Origin of the sequence: Mycobacteroides franklinii (assembly GCF_001853795.1) — a bacterium.
Classification (GTDB): Bacteria; Actinomycetota; Actinomycetes; order Mycobacteriales; family Mycobacteriaceae; genus Mycobacterium; species Mycobacterium franklinii.
The window spans coordinates 229,684-246,366 of sequence record NZ_MLIK01000024.1 but is presented as its reverse complement, the minus strand read 5'-3'; the positions used below and the strand labels follow the sequence as shown (position 1 = coordinate 246,366).

The window sequence follows — 16,683 nt, the reverse complement described above, 5'->3', positions numbered from 1 at the left end:
GTGAGAGCCCTGACCAGAGCGCTAGCCATCGCCTCGATCACCCTCCTAGCGTCCGCGGGCTGCGCCAGCGACGTGAAGACCAGGCCGGGTGGCACGACGGAACCCTGCGGGATCACCGCAAACGGTGTCCCCATCACGAAAACCGGTGCGGCCCAGGCCACTCCCGAACGAGACATCTCCACCAACCCCGAAGTGGCAACGGGCTATCGAACCGGGATGACCGCGGTACGTACCGCGAGTTATGCGGTCGCCACCGCCAACCCGCTGGCCACGCAGGCCGCATGCAAGGTGCTGCGCGATGGAGGGTCGGCCGCCGATGCTGTTATCGCCGCGCAAGCAGTGCTTGGACTGGTCGAACCGCAGTCCTCGGGTATCGGGGGCGGCGGTTTCCTCGTTTACTACGACGCCGGCACCGGAGCCGTGCAGACCTACGACGGTCGGGAGGTCGCACCTGCCGCCGCGACCGAGAATTATCTGCGGTGGGTTGACGACGCCAACCGGACCACGCCCAAGCCCGATGTGCGCTCATCGGGACGTTCGATCGGGGTACCCGGAATCCTTCGGATGCTCCACGACGTCCACGCCGAGCACGGCACCACACCGTGGCGCGACTTGTTCACTCCGGCAGTCCAGTTGGCCGATGATGGTTTCGAGATCAGTCCCCGGCTCGCCGCCGCGATCACAGATTCCGCCGCCAGCCTTGCCTTCGACCCCGAAGCCGACTCGTACTTCCTCAACACCGACGGATCGGCCAAGTCCGCGGGAACAAGAATCACCAACCCCGCATACGCGAAAACCCTTGGTGCCGTTGCTACCAATGGCCCCGACGCCTTCTACAAAGGCGCCATCGCCGAGGGCATCGTCGCCGCGGCGGCAGACACTTCGTCGGGGCGCACCCCGAGCATGATGACCACCGCCGACTTGTCCGGATACACCACCAAGAAACGGCAAGCGCTGTGCACCACGTACCGCGACCACGAAATCTGTGGAATGCCGGCGCCCTCTTCGGGCGGTATCGCGGTAGCCGCGACATTGGGGATCCTGCAGAACTTCCCGATGGCGTCCTTTCGGCCCACCGATATCGACCTCGACGGCGGCAAGCCGACAGTTGACGGGGTGCACTACATAGCCGAGGCCGAACGCCTGGCCTATGCCGACCGCGACAAGTACGTTGCGGACACCGATTTTGTTGCGCTACCCGGCAATTCACCGACCACGCTACTCAACCCGACATACCTGGCCGGACGGGCGAAACTGATCTCCGGCGAGAAGACGATGGGTGTGGCCAAGCCCGGTGAATTCGATGTACCGGCATCGGCCGCGGTATCCACCCCCGAACACGGCACCAGCCAGGTGACCGTCGTCGACGCCCAGGGCAACGCCGCATCGCTCACCACGACAGTGGAATCCGCGTTCGGCTCGTTCCATATGGTCGACGGGTTCTTCCTCAACAACCAGCTCACCGACTTCTCGGTCGAGCCCGTGGGCAAGGACGGGCTTCCGGTTGCCAACCGACTGCAACCAGGAAAGCGGCCGCGCAGTTCGATGGCGCCTACCCTGGTTTTCGAACGCACGGAGTCCGGCAAGCGGGGCGCGCTGTTGTTGGCACTCGGGTCGCCGGGCGGCGCGGTCATCATCCAGTTCGTCGTGAAAACCCTTGTCGGCATTCTTGACTGGGGACTCGATCCACAGCAGGCGGTGTCGATGGTGGATTTCGGCGCCAACAACTCCCCCAAGACGAACGTCGGTGGTGAGCACCCCAATATCGATGCCGCTGATGGTGGCGCCAACGATTCACTGGTCCAAGGTCTGCGCGCACGTGGGCATACCGTTGACGTCGCCGATCAATCCAGCGGCCTGTCCGCACTGGTGCGGCGGGGAGCCGGCTGGATTGGCGGTGCGGACCCTCGCCGCGAGGGCCTCGTCATGGGCGACACCGGCTAACAGTCCGATCAGCCCAGCGCGCCCTGCCCGGCGTCGTCGATGGCCGAGGCGCGCGAGGTGTCCTTGAGCGCCACCCCGGACCGCCCCAGCTGGCGCGCGCCACTGACCAGGCTGGCCGCGATGTGCGCGGCTTCCCGATAGCTGAGCCCGTCGGGTGGGTGGATGTTGGAGATGCAATTGCGGTCCGCGTCGGTACAACCGGGCCGGGGCAGATGCGTGAGATAAATGCCGAGGCTGTCGACAACGCTGAGCCCGGGCCGCTCCCCGATGACGACGATCAGCGTGCGGTACCGCCCTTGCGCGGCGATGTGATCGCCCAGCGCGACCCGGGCCTGGGTGGCGATCACCGGTGCGGCCAGCGTGTACGAGTCGCCAAGCCGCAGCACGAGCTCGCGCACCAGCGGAACCCCGTGGCGCATGAGGGCGGTGGGCGAAAGACCGTCCGCCAGTACGATTCCGATGTCAGCAGCCTGAGGCGGCACCGCGGACAAATCGGCGGGCAACCGGCCGAGGTCGGGTCTACGCAGATACTCTGCCCGAGAACTCACTTGGCTGGTGACCACGGCGGGCGTCCCCAAGCCGATACCGGTGACCTCGGCGGCGAGGCGCTCGGCATCCAGCGGCACGTGCACAGCGTCTCGAGCGGTCGCGTGGGCGGCAGCCAAGTCCAGCACGTCGCGAGTGTGCAGCGCGTTGCCCGCCCTGTCCAAACCGATCCGGGCCTGGGTGTTCAGTCTCAGCTCTGTCCAAAACCTCTGGCGGTCAACATCACCGGTTGTCATCGAGCGCCCGACATGGTCAGTGCGCGCAACGGTGAGCTGGTCACGTCGAAGGGTGTCAGGCGACCGTCATCGTCGACCATTCCGATGGTATGCAGCCACTGCTCGAACTCTGGCGCCGGGCGCAGGCCCAGCGTCCGGCGCGCCTGCAGGACATCGTGAAACGACAGACTCTGATAGCCCAGCATGACGTCGTCGGCGCCGGGAACGGTGATGACAAACGCCACGCCCGCGGCGGCGAGCAGGATCAGCAGCGTGTCCATATCGTTCTGATCGGCTTCGGCATGATTGGTGTAGCAGACGTCGACACCCATCGGCAGTCCCAGCAGCTTGCCGCAGAAATGGTCTTCCAATCCGGCGCGAATGATCTGTTTGCCGTCATAGAGGTATTCGGGCCCAATGAATCCGACGACGGTGTTGACCAGGAACGGCTCGAGGTCACGGGCCACCGCGTAAGCGCGCGTCTCCAGGGTCTGCTGGTCGACGGGTTTACCGCTGGTACCCAGGTGAGCACCTGAACTCAAGGCCGATCCCTGACCGGTTTCGAGGTACATGACATTGTCCCCGACGGTCCCCCGGTGTAGGGCCCTGGTGGCATCGCGCCCCTCGCGCAGCAGCGCAATATCCACTCCGAAAGCAGAATTGGCGCCCTCGGTGCCGGCAATCGATTGGAACGTCAGATCTACCGGCGCTCCCCGCTCGATGAGTCCGATCGTCGTCGTGATGTGCGAGAGAACGCATGACTGGGTCGGGATCTCGTAACGCGATCTGATGGAGTCGAGCAGATGAAGCAAATCCGATGTGGCCTCCGGTGAATCGGTCGCCGGGTTGATGCCGATGACGGCGTCACCACATCCCAGAAGTAGCCCGTCCAGCACCGCGGCGGCGACTCCGCGCGGATCGTCGGTGGGGTGGTTCGGTTGCAAGCGGGTGGCCAGTGTGCCCTTGCCGCCGACGGTGGTGCGGAAGGCCGCACTCACCTGCATGGCGGCGCCCACCGCGACCAGATCCTGATTGCGCATGATCTTGCTGACCGCCGCCGCCATCTCCGGGGTGATTCCCGCGGAGGCGGCGGTAATCCGCTCGGCGCCATCATCTCGGGACGCGTTGTCCAACAACCAATCCCGAAAACCACCGACCGTCAGGTGCGAGATGGCACCGTAGGCCCGGCGGTCGTGGCTATCGATGATCAGCCTGGTGACCTCATCGCTTTCGTAGGGCACCACCGCCTCGTTGAGGAAGGTGTCGAGCGGCAGGTCCGCGAGAACCCAGGCCGCGGCGGCCCGTTCGGCATCCGAGGCCGCCGCACATCCGGCAAGCTCATCACCCGACCGCAGCGGCGTCGCCTTGGCCATGACATCCACAAGCCCGTCGAAGGCGTAGTTCGCCCCGGCGACCTGCTGCCGATATTTCACGTGAGCTCGCTTTCCGCCTCCGCCAGCATCGCGAATTCCTCGTCCGGCGAGTTCGCCACCAGCCGATGGCGGCTGTACAGGGCGAAGTACAGCATGAACGCCGCGAACACTGCCAGGCACAGTCCCGCCGCGACCGGATTGACCAGGAATGTTGCGATGACGGCCAACACCGCGACCACGAGGGCGAAGCTGGTGGTCGCGATTCCACCCGGCGTGCGATAGGGCCGCGGCATATTCGGCTCACGCACCCGCAGCGCGATATGGCTGACCATCATCAGCACATAGCTGAGGGCGGCACCGAAGACCGCCATGTTCAGTAGCAGGTCACCGTGTCCGGTCAAGGACAGCGCGAATCCGACGATGCCGGGGACGATCAAGGCCAGCGTGGGCGCCTTGCGCGAGTTGGTCACCGACAGAACCGTCGGGAGATAACCCGCGCGAGAGAGTGCGAACAGCTGCCGTGAGTACGCGTAGATGATCGAGAAGAAGCTCGCGATGAGCCCGGCCAGCCCGATGTAGTTGACCAGCTTGGCGGCGGTACCGTGACCGAGCGCCTCAACCAGCGGATTGCCCGAATCCGACATCTGCTCCGCACCACCTGCTCCGGTGGTGAGCACCAGCGCCGTCGCACAGGTAACCAATAGCACCGCGATGGCAGCGATAATCCCGCGCGGCACATTGCGTTCCGGGTTCGCCGTCTCCTCGGCGGCCAGCGGAACACCCTCCACCGCGAGGAAGAACCAGATGGCGAACGGAATGGCGGCCCAGATACCCAGGTATCCGTGCGGCAGGATGCTGGAGGCCCCGGCCGCACTTTCGTCCACCGCGATGTTGGTCAGGTTGTGGATATCGAAATGAGCGGCGGCGGCGACCGCGAAGATCAGCAGGCCGAGCAAGGCAATGGCCGTGATGGCGAACATCACCTTCAGCGCCTCTCCGACACCCGACAAATGGATCCCGATGAAAAGGGCGTAGGCCGCCAGGTAGACCCACCATCCGTTGGTGATGCCGAACAGCCCCAGAGACTGCACGTAGGCGCCGATGAAGGTGGCTATGGCGGCTGGGGCGATCGAGTACTCGATGAGAATGGCTGTACCCGTGGCGAATCCACCCCACGGCCCCAGCGCACGCCGCGCGAAGGTGTAGCCGCCGCCGGCAGTCGGTAGCGCCGACGAGAGCTCCGCCATGCCCAGCACCAGTGCCAGGTACATGCCGGCGATCACCACGGTGGCGATGGCCAGCCCGCCGAACCCGCCCTGGCCAAGACCGAAGTTCCAGCCCGAATAGTCGCCTGACACCACATAACTCACGCCGAGGCCGGCGAGCAGCAGCCAGCCCGCGCTGCCCGATTTGAGTTGGCGCTTGCGTAGATAGTCCGCGCTCTCGAGATGCTCCTCGACGAGGCCGTTCCTGGTGGTCGCCATATTGTTTCCTTGCTCTCTGCAGATCAATTCAGTTGGATGACTTCACTTTCGGGCTATATTGCGCATGGCTATCAGAAGAATCCCTGGGCCTTGGAGCTGTAGGACACCAGCAGATTCTTGGTCTGCTGGTAGTGGTCGAGCATCATCTTGTGGTTCTCGCGGCCGATGCCGGACCGCTTGTATCCACCGAAGGCAGCGTGCGCGGGGTACTGGTGATAGCAGTTGGTCCACACGCGGCCCGCCTTGATATCCCGGCCGGCGCGGTAGGCGATGTTGCCGTTGCGGCTCCATACGCCCGCCCCCAACCCATACGGGGTGTCGTTGGCGATGGAGATGGCGTCGTCGTAATCCGCGAACGAGGTCACGGCCAACACCGGCCCGAAAATCTCCTCCTGGAAGATTCGCATCGAGTTGTTCCCGGCGAAGACCGTCGGCGTGACGTAGTACCCGCCCGCCAGGTCGCCTCCCAGATCCGCGCGCTCACCGCCGGTAACCAGCCGCGCCCCTTCGGCTTTACCGATATCGATGTAGGACAGGATCTTCTCGAGCTGCTCATGAGACGCCTGCGCACCCATCATGGTCTCGGTGTCCAGCGGATTGCCCTGACGGATGGCCTTGGTGCGGATGGCGGCCAGCCCCAAGAAGTCGTCGAAGATGTCAGCCTGGATCACACTGCGCGAGGGACAGGTGCAGACCTCGCCCTGATTGAATGCGAACATCGTGAACCCCTCCAGGGCTTTGTCCTGGAAATCGTCACTGGCAGACATCACGTCGGAGAAGAACAGGTTGGGGCTCTTGCCACCGAGCTCCAGGGTGACCGGGATCAGGTTCTGGCTGGCGTACTGCATGATCAAGCGGCCCGTGCTGGTCTCGCCGGTGAACGCGATCTTGGCGATCCGGCTGCTGGAGGCCAGCGGCTTGCCCGCTTCCACGCCGAATCCGTTGACGATGTTCACCACACCCGGCGGTAGCAGATCGCCGATGAGCGAGAACAAGTAGAGAATCGACGCCGGGGTTTGTTCGGCGGGCTTGAGCACCACCGTGTTGCCCGCGGCAATGGCGGGGGCCAATTTCCAGCTCGCCATCAACAGCGGAAAGTTCCACGGGATGATCTGTCCGACGACGCCGAGGGGCTCGTGGAAATGGTAGGCGACGGTGTCCTCGTCGATTTCCGATAGTGAACCCTCCTGTGCCCGAAGTACACCGGCGAAGTACCGGAAGTGATCGACGGCCAGGGGGATATCGGCGTTCAGGGTTTCGCGGATGGGCTTGCCGTTGTCCCACGACTCGGCCACGGCGATGGACTCCAGGTTGGATTCCATTCGGTCGGCGATCCGGTTGAGGATGAGCGCCCTGTCGGCCGGTGAGGTCTTGGCCCAGCCTGGCGCGGCGGCATGCGCGGCATCGAGTGCCTTCTCCACATCGACTTCACCCGAGCGCGGTATCTCGCAGAACACCTCCCCTGTCACGGGGGTGCGGTTTTCGAAGTACCGCCCCTCGGCCGGGGGAACCCATTGCCCGCCAATGAAATTCTCGTAGCGGGATGCGAAAGTCATCAGCGATCCCTGCGCACCCGGGCGGGCATAAACAGTCACGGAGGTCTCCTACCTTCAAGCGACAGATGTGTCGGTGATCACTGAAGGTAGGTTTCGGCCCGTTGCAGCACGGTTGCAACTTTCTAGGCCCGGCTCGGGCCCGCACTCAGGCCAGATCGGAATCCAGGGCGATGAGGTGACCGCGGGCTTCCGACTGCATGATCGCGCCTACGCCGGGATGGTCGTATAACCCCTGCCATCCCTCGCGATCATCACGCGCCTCAGGCAGGTCGAGCCACCGGCGCAGCAGATGCAGATCACCGCTGACCAGGACGGCGCCGCGAAGGCTCGAACTCAGTTCCAGGCGTAGCCGCCCCACCGCCGGTGCGGCCGAACGAGGCAACAGCTGCCCCGCGTAGTGATCCATGGCTGTGGCGATATCACCGGCCCGGAGCGCCGAGAAGACGTCGCCCATATCGCTTCGCACGTGCTTGAGCAGCCGATATGGCCGGGACCCGATCAACTCATCGCCCACGATGCGGCGCAGTCGCGACATTTCCGCGCGGATGGTCACCACGTCGAGATCGTTCTCGTCGAGCAGCATCGCGAGATGGTCTGCACTCAGCCCCTCGGGATGCCGGAGTAACAGCGCCAAGATCTCGGCATGACGTCCGGATAGACGATGTGCGTGCCCACCGTCGGCGATATGCAGAACCGGACGGTTGGCGCCGAGCACGGTCAGCCGGGGGCCGGTCTCGGCCTCTGGTCGGCTGCTTCGGGGGTACTCCAGGGCGATGAAATGCTCGACGGCAACCGCGGTGGCGCGCACCAGGGCCAAGGTTTGGGCCGAAGCCACTTCCACGCCGCCCGTCAGATCGAGACTGCCCAACGGCGTCCCGGTCAGCGGATCATGTATCGGGACTGCGGTGCACGACCACGGCCGGACAAGCCTGCAGAAGTGTTCACTACCGCTGATCTGTACCTCGCGATCCAGCGCCAGGGCGGTACCCGGGGCATTGGTGCCCACCGCTCGTTCACTCCAGTCGGCACCGGGTACAAAGTTCATCGCCGCGGCCTTACGGCCCGCCCCGGAATCACCCTCCACCCAGAGCAGCGCGCCGTCGGCAGCAGTGACCCCGACGAGCACACCCGAATCGGTGGCGTGATCCACGAGCAGGCGACGGATGACGGGCAGGGCCCCGGCAAGCGGGTGACTGCTGCGCAATTCGGTCAGGTGCGTCGCAGCAGCCGCTTCACCAGGCCCGCGATCGGGGTCGACCCCGGTCGCGAGGCTGCGCTGCCAGCTCTCGGTCACCAGACGCGGCAGGGGTATCGACTCGAGGTACGAACCATCTACCCGGCCCGCCACGAAGAGGTCGTGCGCGTCACGTACGGACGTCAGCGACGCGCGGGCAAACCCACGACGCCCTGTTGTTCTCGTAGTCGCCACGATCTCCAAGCTCTCTGCCGTTGTCATTCTTGCAGGCACGGCCGGTATTCACACGATACTTGGCCCTCGGCGCCGGGAGGGGAAACTGCACGAGATAACTGATCGGCCGCGGATAGGAGAACCTCCGCACAGGTGGCCGCGAAGCTAGCCGCGGTACTTGCCCAGTACTTCCCGGAGCGCATCCATCGCGTCGACAGCGCGTTGCTTGTCGATCGCCTGGATGGCCATCATCGGCTCGTACTCGAAGTCCTCCAAATCCAGGCGCGCCCACTGCGCACCCGGCGGAAACGACACCCCGACCACCTCGGGCCACGGAATGAGCTTGGGCCCCAACACGTTGCGCACCTCGATGCCGGACGCCCCAGCGCGCACACGCGGACGCGCGAACATCAGAACCACACAGGCGATGACGATGCCCACCAGGGCGATGCCAACCTGGTCCGAGGTCTTGAAGATGACGCCGCTGGGCGAGATCTTCAACAACACACCTACGGCGATATGCGCCGCCGTGATGATGAAGGCGGCCCCGTACACGAAATACGGCGACAAGTGCGGTTTGAGGACAATGTCCCAGTCAGCGTCGGCCACGCCTCACACCCACGGCTGACGGAGCCGGCGCAGGGTCAGCGCGGTGTCCAGAGCGGCGGCCGCCGCCTGGGCGCCCTTGTCCTCGGCAGAGCCCGGCAGTCCGGCACGGTCGATCGCCTGCTGTTCGTTGTTCACGGTGAGCACACCGTTGGCGACCGGCGTACTGGTATCCAAGGAGACTCGCGTCAGACCTGTGGTCACCGCGTCGCAGACGTAGCCGAAATGCGGTGTCCCGCCTTGGATCACAACTCCGAGTGCGACGACCGCGTCGTGCGTGCGCGCCAACGCCTGCGCGACCACCGGAATCTCGATGGCGCCCAGCACCCGCACCACGGTCGGACGATCGATACCCGCCTCGGTGGCCACCCGCTGTGCGCCCTCAAGCAGCGCGGTGCAGATCTGCTCATGCCACGTGCTGGCCACGATCGCCAGACTGATACCGGACGCGTCACCGACCTTCAGTGACGGGATTCCCTCGCCGCTCACGCGCCATCAGCCTCGGGGTGATCGTCGAGATCGGCGAGGTCATGCCCCATCCGGTCCCGCTTGGTGCGCAGATAGCGGATGTTCTCCGAGTTCGCCCGCACGGGCAGCGGTACCCGCTCGATGATGTGCAATCCATAGCCGTCCAGCCCCACACGCTTGGCGGGGTTGTTCGTCAACAGCCGCATCGACTTCACGCCCAGGTCGACCAGAATCTGTGCACCCAAACCGTAATCGCGTGCGTCGGCAGGCAGGCCGAGCTTCAGATTGGCGTCCACGGTGTCCTCGCCGGCATCCTGTAACTGGTAAGCCTGCAACTTGTGCATGAGACCGATGCCGCGGCCCTCGTGGCCGCGCATGTACAGCACAATGCCGCGGCCTTCCTTGGCCACCATCTCCATCGCGGCATCCAACTGCGGACCGCAATCGCAACGGCGCGAACCGAATACGTCACCGGTCAAACACTCGGAGTGCACGCGCACCAGCACGTCGTTTCCGTCGCCCTCGGGGCCCGAGATATCTCCGAGCACCAAGGCCACGTGTTCCACGTCGTCATAGATGCTGGTGTATCCCACTGCCCGGAACTCACCGTGTTGGGTGGGGATGCGCGCCTCGGCGATCCGCTCCACATGCTTCTCGTGCTTGCGCCGCCACTCGATCAAATCGGCGATCGACACCAGCGCCAGGTTGTGTTCGTCGGCAAAGACCCGTAGCTCTTCGGTCTGGGCCATCGCGCCCTCGTCCTTTTGGCTGACGATCTCGCAAATCACCGCGGCCGGACGTAGTCCCGCGAGCTTGGCGAGGTCAACCGATGCCTCGGTGTGGCCGGGGCGACGCAGCACCCCACCTTCCTTGGCGCGCAATGGAACCACGTGCCCGGGTTTCGTGAAGTCATCGGGGGCACTTGCGGCATCTGCCAACAGTCGCATGGTGGCCGCGCGGTCGGAAGCCGAAATCCCGGTTCCGATACCGTTTTTCGCGTCAACGGTGACGGTGTAGGCGGTGCCGTGCTTGTCCTGATTCACCGCATATTGGGGCAGCAGGCCGAGGCGATCGCAATCCTCCCCCGCCAGCGGTACGCACAGGTACCCCGAGGTGTACCGCACCATGAAGGCCACCAACTCTGGGGTGGCTTTCTCGGCAGCGAAAATCAGATCGCCTTCGTTCTCCCGATCCTCATCGTCGACGACGACGATGGCCTTACCGGCGGCGATATCGGCGACAGCGCGTTCGATGCTGTCCAACCTGGTCATGGGGACCACTCTCGTTAGGGGCGTGTGGGCATCTCAATTATGAACCACCGCGGTTTCGTCGATTCGCGCGCTGTTCACTCAGTGGAACTAGCAGCGGGCTTGATGCTTTCCGCGTGCGCCGGGGGTTGGGCGCCTCACCGGTGTTCGAGCAGGCGTTCGACGTACTTGGCGATCACATCCACCTCGAGATTGACCGCGGTTCCCACCACCGCGGCCCCCAAGGTGGTCAAGCCCAGCGTGGTGGGGATGAGCGACACCTCGAACCAGTCCCGTCCCAGCGCCGAGACCGTCAGCGACACCCCGTCCACGGTGATCGAGCCCTTTTCGACGACATACTTGGCCACCGACTCGGGTAGTGAGACCCGCACTACTTCCCAGTTCTCCGACGGTGTGCGCGACAGCACGTTCGCAGTGCCGTCGACATGCCCCTGGACGATGTGGCCGCCGAGGCGGCTGTTCACCGCCGCCGCCCGTTCCAGATTGACCTTGGCGCCCGTATCGATCTTGTCCAGGCTGGACCGCGACAGCGTCTCGCCCATCACGTCAGTGGTGAAGACGCCTCCCTCGCGCACGTCGACCACCGTCAGGCAGACGCCGTTGACGGCGATCGAGTCGCCATGTTTCGCGTCTTCGACGACGAGGGGGCCGAGCACGGTGAGACGGGCAGCGTCGCCTAGATCTTCCCTGCCCAGGATCTCGCCCAGCTCCTCAACGATTCCTGTGAACATTCGACAAGCCTAGCGTTGCCGCCACGCCCCTCTTGATGGCCTTATCGGGCAATCCCGTTCAGGCTCGGGTTCCCGCCGCGGCACAGGCGACCTGCACATCGTTGGCATCCTTGTTGAGGTCGCCGGCCTTGCCGTTGACAGAGTCCTGCCCAATGCGCAGGCCCATCAGGACCACGAGCTTGTACGCGTCACCGGACCACGCGTGCATGGGTGTCGCAAGCTCTGGAGCCAATCCGGGCGTGTTAGCGGCATCGTTGGCCACCTCTGCGGCTTCGCGCACAGCGGTCCGGCCGACCACATTCGTATTGGCGGCAATGGCGTTCGAGTAGTCACCCTGAGCTACCGACATCTCGTTAGCGAAATCCGAGTAGTTGGTGGCGGCGTAGGCCATTGCGTTGGACATCTTCGAACACGCGATGACAGCCGCGTCACTGTCGCCGGCCGGGACCTCGAGAGGCTGCGCGGGAGCTTCGGCGCTGGCCGGTGGCTGCCCCGCGGCGATGGGCTGATCCACCACCTGCGCGGGAGCCGGAGGCGGGATGGGCACGCCGGGGCCGGTGTCGTTGGGATCCGCATAAGAGCCGGGCGCTACGGCAAGACCCGCGGCAAACGCGGCGACGGCGGGAACCGCCAGGTAGCGGCGGATATTCAGTAGCCTCATCGATTCCTCTCCAGATGATCGGCTGCACGAGGGCGGACTCCGCGACACTGCGTGACAGACCAGCGGCCTCGCCGCCCACAGACCATAAGACACATAAGTGGGACCCACGCGATGCCGTTCGGATCTGACTATAGGGAATCCACGGCGCCCTGACTGGCGCTAGCCTGAATGCCAAATTAACAACTGATGGCAGCAAGGATTTCCACTACGCGTTGAAAGTGATCTGCGACTAGCACCCCCAGCGTCCTCAGCAGTCACATTGCTTACAGTGAGGTATCTGTCACCTTGAACATGATTTCCCAGGCAGATGAGTTTTCAACTTCCGATCACGCCGGTTCGAACGGTGTGGGCAGACGTTCGAAATAGATAGACATTGGGCGCTAACTGTTATCTGTCCCTTTACCGTTCCGACATAAAGCCACCCAATCATTCGTCGGGACAGCTCCCATATCGGACAAACGGACCTGAGAGGCCCTATCGCCCATGCTGAAAAGTCTCGTCTCGCTGACTACTGTTTGCGCGCTCGCGCTGACAGCGCCCCTCGCGTTTGCCGATCCCGAAGATCCGGCCCCAGTTCCCGCACAGCCTGTTGCCAATGATGCGCCTCCGCCGCCGGATGGCTTCATTGCTTCTGCCGAGCCAGGAAACTTGATCACCCCCGACGGCTGGACCGTTACCGTTGCCGGAAAGAACGAGACCTTGTTGCCGGTCGCGCCGCTGACCACGGCGCTCTCGTCCCGCGAGTACATCGTGGGCGGAAGCTTCATTGGTGCCGTCTCGGGTGCCGGCAAGACCAAGCTCGCCGGTGGATCGCTGGAAGCCGGTTACCAGATCGGCTGCGGCATCATGGGTGGCCCCGTCGAGCTGACCGCCGGTATCGGCCTCACCGGCGGTTTCGGAACCGGTGGCCTGACGAGCGTTTCCCTCCCGATCAACGGCCTGGTCAAGGTCGACCTCAAGCCGGGACAGGTCACCATTGTCCCGGTCAACAAGAAGACTTTTGAGGGCAAGACCACCCGAACCACCATCACCGGGTTCCGTATCAAGATCGATAGCTGCGTGGGTCAATCCTTCATCCGGTCGTACGCGACGATGACCAGCTCCACTGACAACACCGACGACGTGGTCACCTACATGGGCGTCACCAAGGCTGTCTGACAGATGAACGACACACATCAGAACTCCTCATTCCTGAGCACGAGAGGTGCCACCCCCATGTTGAAGAGCCTTGCCGCCGCCACCGCCGTGTGCGCGCTGGCCGTTACCGCGCCGTTCGCCCTCGCAGATCCCGGCGATCCACCGGCCCCGGTGCAGCCGGTCGCCGACGCGCCACCGGTCGCCGATGGTCCGCCACCGGACAACGGCATCGTCGCCTCGGAGGACCCGGGCATCGTCACCACGCCCGACGGCTGGAACCTGAAGGTCGCCGCCAAGGACGAAACCCAGCTGCCCATCCCCCCGCTGACCACCTCGCTGTCCTCGCGTGAGTACCTGGTGGGCGGTACCTTCACCGGGTCGGTGACCGGAGCGGGTAGCACCACCCTGGGCGGCGGCACCCTGGAAGCCGGCTACCAGATCGGTTGCGGTATCAGCCTGGCGTGGGTCAAGCTCAACGGCGGTGCCAGCATCACACCGGCGATCAGCGCCGCCGGTGTCCCCACACTGAGCGCGGGTATCACCGGTTCCATCGAAGTCCACCCGCAGCCGGGTGAGGTCATCAACGTCAGCGTCGACAAGAAGAAGTACAAGGGCAAGGAAGCCCGCGTCACGCTGAAGGATGTCCATATCAAGATCGATGGTTGCGTCGGGCAGTCCTTCCTGCGTTCCTACGCGGTGATGACCAGCTCGTCGAAGGACAACGATGACATCGTCGCCTACTACGGTGTGACAAAGACGTTCTGATACAACGTCTTTCGATTTTCACGGAGAACAGAAGACACAGCGTGTATCGAACCCAGAGGAGAAGCCAGTGACGGGCAGTCACCGCCGCTCAGCCAGGAAGTCACCTACCCCACGGATGGCGGCGGGGGCGTTCGCCCTGGGTTCGATATTCGCGTTCCCGGCGGTTGCATCCGCCGACCCGGCTCCCCCGCCGGCCCCGGTGCCCGGCATGACCGGTACCAGCGATGCCTATTCACCCGATGTGCCGGCGAATCTGCCGCCGCAGCAGGGCCTCTTCTCTCCCCTCGAACAGAGCACCGGCCGCGGCGAGGGGCCTGCCGGCCTGCCGACGCCGCTGCCGGACCTCAAGCAGGGTGCGGTCAACGAATTCGTGCTGGCGCAGAACAGCACCCCGTCCGCACCCGGCACATCGCCCGACACACAACAAGCGCCCAATACGAATGCGCTCAACAACCAATACCTGATGCCGCAGAACATCAAGCCCGCGGCACCCGGGCAGGGACAGCTGTTTGACGTCGAGCCCGGCGAGGAGAACGCCGACCTGACCAAGACCGAGGCCCTCAAGCACCTCTGGCACGGATACCAAAACGGTCAGTATCGAGGCGGCTTCGTCAACCGCGGGAACAAAGAGACACTCAACGAGCCGCTCCCGGGCACCGCCCCGCCGCCCGGCACCCGGATTCCGGGCCTCGGCGACGACTCTCAGGCGCCTCCACCCGAGCAATGGCACTGGACACCCCCCGAGGCTCCCGAGGGAGCAGCGCCGGCAGCACCTGGCACACCCCCGCCTCCCGCGGCACCGCCCGCGCCGGCTCCTGCCGGGTAACTACCGCCGCAGCGCCTTGCGCGCCAGATAGTTTCCGAGGAATTGGGCCGCCTGGACCAGCGCGATGATGATGACAGTAGACACGATCGTCACCTGCCAATTGAAGCGCTGGTAACCCTGCACGATGGCGAAGTCACCGAGGCCGCCGCCGCCGACCAGCCCCGCCATCGCGGACATATCGACGATGCCGATCAGCACGAAGGTATAGCCGAGGATCAACGGCCCCAGCGCTTCCGGCACCAAGAGCGTCAGGATGATGCGCAACGGTCCGGCACCGACGGCGCGAGCCGCTTCGATGACCCCGGGGTCGATGGTCACCAGATTCTGTTCGACGATGCGGGCAATCGCGAAGGATGCCGCGACGATCATCACGAACACCACCGCCGTGGTACCGATCGTCGTCCCCACCACCCCGAGGGTGATGGGACCAAGCGCGGCGATCAGCACCACGAACGGTATGGGCCGGATGATGTTCACCACGACATTGAGCAGGGTGTGCAATACCCGGTTCTGCAGCAGCCCACCGGACCTGGTGGTGTACAACAACACTCCCAGCCCCAAACCGATGAGGCCGCCCACCACCAGGGTGATCGACACCATGTACAGGGTGTCGCCAAACGCCTCGAACAGTTGCGGTCGCAACCGGTCCCAATTTGTCGTCATCGTGCCACCTGTTGAACCGTCGTCACTTCGGATAGGTCCGAGATAACCTGAGCCACTTGATCATCGGCACCTTCGAGTTCGAGTGTGAGATTGCCGAAGGAGCGGGATTGCAACGTGGTGATGCCGCCGTAAACTACTTCGAAACGCACACCCAGCTCAGTGGCGTGCGCTAGCGCCGGGCCGATGTGCACACCCTCACTGATCTCGACCGAGACGATATTTCCCTTGTGCCGCTGTGTTATTCGTTCTACATCGGCACCGCTCGGAGTGTTCTGCAGCACCGTTCCGACGAACCGCTTGCCCGCCTCGCTCTGCGGTGCGGAAAAGACGTCGAAGACGCTTCCGGTCTCCACCACCCTGCCGTCGGCGAGCACGGCCACACGATCGGCAACAGTGCGAACCACGTCCATTTCATGGGTGATCACCACGATGGTCACCCCGAACTCATCGTTGACCGCGCGTAACAGTCGCAGTACATCGCCGGTGGTTTCCGGGTCCAAGGCACTGGTGGCCTCGTCGGCCAACAAGACCGAAGGCGATGTCGCCAGCGCCCGTGCGATGCCGACGCGTTGCTTCTGGCCGCCGGAGAGCTGGTCCGGATAACTCTTCGCCTTGTCGCCGAGCCCGACGAACTCGAGCAGCTCGGCGACCCGCGCATTTCGCTTCTCGGCGGCCCATCCGGCCACCCGGAGCGGATAGGCAATGTTTCCCGCCACCGTGCGCGACCTGAACAGATTGAACTGTTGAAAGATCATGCCGATATCGCGACGCAGGCGACGCAATTCACGCTCTCGCAGCGCGCTCACCTCGGCGCCGTCCACGATAACGCGACCCGAGGTGGGCCGCTCCAGCCCGTTGATGAGGCGCACCAGCGTGCTCTTTCCCGCCCCGGAGTAGCCGATCATGGCGAACACCTCGCCTCCGGCAATATCGAGGGATACGTCATCAATCGCGGCCACCGTTTTCTTGCCCACCCGGAAGGTCTTGGTGACGTTCTCGAACCGGATGAGCGGCGCGGTGCCGGTCATTTCC

16 protein-coding genes are annotated in these 16,683 nt (G+C 64.4%); 4 read left to right on the top strand and 12 right to left on the bottom strand.

The features are described from left to right. Positions 1-1,944: a gamma-glutamyltransferase family protein gene (locus BKG76_RS20615; protein ID WP_070939568.1), complete on the top strand. Its 1,944-nt coding sequence runs from the start codon at positions 1-3 to the stop codon at positions 1,942-1,944. An 8-nt stretch (positions 1,945-1,952) separates the two neighbouring features. Here the strand turns inward: BKG76_RS20615 and eutC are convergent, their stop codons facing one another. The 10 genes from eutC to BKG76_RS20565 all read right to left on the bottom strand — a co-directional run bounded on the left by eutC (position 1,953) and on the right by BKG76_RS20565 (position 12,260). Next, complete coding sequence (gene eutC, locus BKG76_RS20610) at positions 1,953-2,726, bottom strand: ethanolamine ammonia-lyase subunit EutC (protein ID WP_070939567.1); 774 nt, start codon at positions 2,724-2,726, stop codon at positions 1,953-1,955. Beyond that, complete coding sequence (locus BKG76_RS20605; protein ID WP_070939566.1) at positions 2,723-4,138, bottom strand: ethanolamine ammonia-lyase subunit EutB; 1,416 nt, start codon at positions 4,136-4,138, stop codon at positions 2,723-2,725. The genes eutC and BKG76_RS20605 overlap by 4 nt, the downstream gene beginning before the upstream one ends. Continuing rightward, positions 4,135-5,562: an ethanolamine permease gene (gene eat / locus BKG76_RS20600; RefSeq protein ID WP_070939565.1), complete on the bottom strand. Its 1,428-nt coding sequence runs from the start codon at positions 5,560-5,562 to the stop codon at positions 4,135-4,137. Before eat ends, BKG76_RS20605 begins: the two co-directional genes overlap by 4 nt. Positions 5,563-5,633: 71 nt before the next feature. Next, positions 5,634-7,157 (bottom strand): acetaldehyde dehydrogenase ExaC, encoded by a 1,524-nt coding sequence (gene exaC, locus BKG76_RS20595; RefSeq protein ID WP_070939564.1) that lies wholly within the window; start codon positions 7,155-7,157, stop codon positions 5,634-5,636. Positions 7,158-7,263: 106 nt separating this feature from the next. Continuing rightward, a complete protein-coding gene (locus BKG76_RS20590) occupies positions 7,264-8,547 on the bottom strand; it encodes a helix-turn-helix domain-containing protein (RefSeq protein WP_070940026.1) in 1,284 nt (427 codons plus the stop codon). Positions 8,548-8,691: 144 nt separating this feature from the next. Next, positions 8,692-9,135 carry a PH domain-containing protein gene (locus BKG76_RS20585; protein WP_070939563.1) on the bottom strand — a complete coding sequence of 148 codons (444 nt, stop codon included), beginning with the start codon at positions 9,133-9,135 and terminating at the stop codon, positions 8,692-8,694. A gap of 3 nt (positions 9,136-9,138) precedes the next feature. After that, a complete protein-coding gene (gene ribH, locus BKG76_RS20580) occupies positions 9,139-9,621 on the bottom strand; it encodes a 6,7-dimethyl-8-ribityllumazine synthase (RefSeq protein ID WP_070939562.1) in 483 nt (160 codons plus the stop codon). Then, entirely contained in the window at positions 9,618-10,871 is a 1,254-nt protein-coding gene (locus tag BKG76_RS20575; protein WP_070939561.1) for a bifunctional 3,4-dihydroxy-2-butanone-4-phosphate synthase/GTP cyclohydrolase II, read from the bottom strand. The genes ribH and BKG76_RS20575 overlap by 4 nt, the downstream gene beginning before the upstream one ends. Before the next feature lie 134 nt (positions 10,872-11,005). Next, positions 11,006-11,599 carry a riboflavin synthase gene (locus BKG76_RS20570; RefSeq protein ID WP_070939560.1) on the bottom strand — a complete coding sequence of 198 codons (594 nt, stop codon included), beginning with the start codon at positions 11,597-11,599 and terminating at the stop codon, positions 11,006-11,008. 58 nt (positions 11,600-11,657) lie between these two features. Further along, a complete protein-coding gene (locus BKG76_RS20565) occupies positions 11,658-12,260 on the bottom strand; it encodes a hypothetical protein (protein WP_070939559.1) in 603 nt (200 codons plus the stop codon). Positions 12,261-12,743: 483 nt separating this feature from the next. Between BKG76_RS20565 and BKG76_RS20560 the strand changes: the two genes are divergently transcribed. The 3 genes from BKG76_RS20560 (at position 12,744) to BKG76_RS20550 (ending at position 14,988) form a co-directional block, all read left to right on the top strand. Then, positions 12,744-13,418 (top strand): MspA family porin, encoded by a 675-nt coding sequence (locus BKG76_RS20560; protein WP_070939558.1) that lies wholly within the window; start codon positions 12,744-12,746, stop codon positions 13,416-13,418. Between the two features lie 57 nt (positions 13,419-13,475). Then, entirely contained in the window at positions 13,476-14,162 is a 687-nt protein-coding gene (locus BKG76_RS20555; protein WP_070940025.1) for an MspA family porin, read from the top strand. Positions 14,163-14,277: 115 nt separating this feature from the next. Then, entirely contained in the window at positions 14,278-14,988 is a 711-nt protein-coding gene (locus tag BKG76_RS20550; RefSeq protein ID WP_070939557.1) for a hypothetical protein, read from the top strand. On the opposite strand, the gene BKG76_RS20545 is transcribed toward BKG76_RS20550, so the two are convergent. Both BKG76_RS20545 and BKG76_RS20540 read right to left on the bottom strand, forming a co-directional pair. Further along, the gene (locus BKG76_RS20545; protein WP_070939556.1) at positions 14,989-15,651 is read right to left on the bottom strand and encodes a methionine ABC transporter permease; all 663 of its coding nucleotides are present in this window, start codon (positions 15,649-15,651) and stop codon (positions 14,989-14,991) included. Then, the gene (locus BKG76_RS20540; protein ID WP_070939555.1) at positions 15,648-16,679 is read right to left on the bottom strand and encodes a methionine ABC transporter ATP-binding protein; all 1,032 of its coding nucleotides are present in this window, start codon (positions 16,677-16,679) and stop codon (positions 15,648-15,650) included. The genes BKG76_RS20545 and BKG76_RS20540 overlap by 4 nt, the downstream gene beginning before the upstream one ends. Between the last annotated feature and the right edge of the window lie 4 nt (positions 16,680-16,683).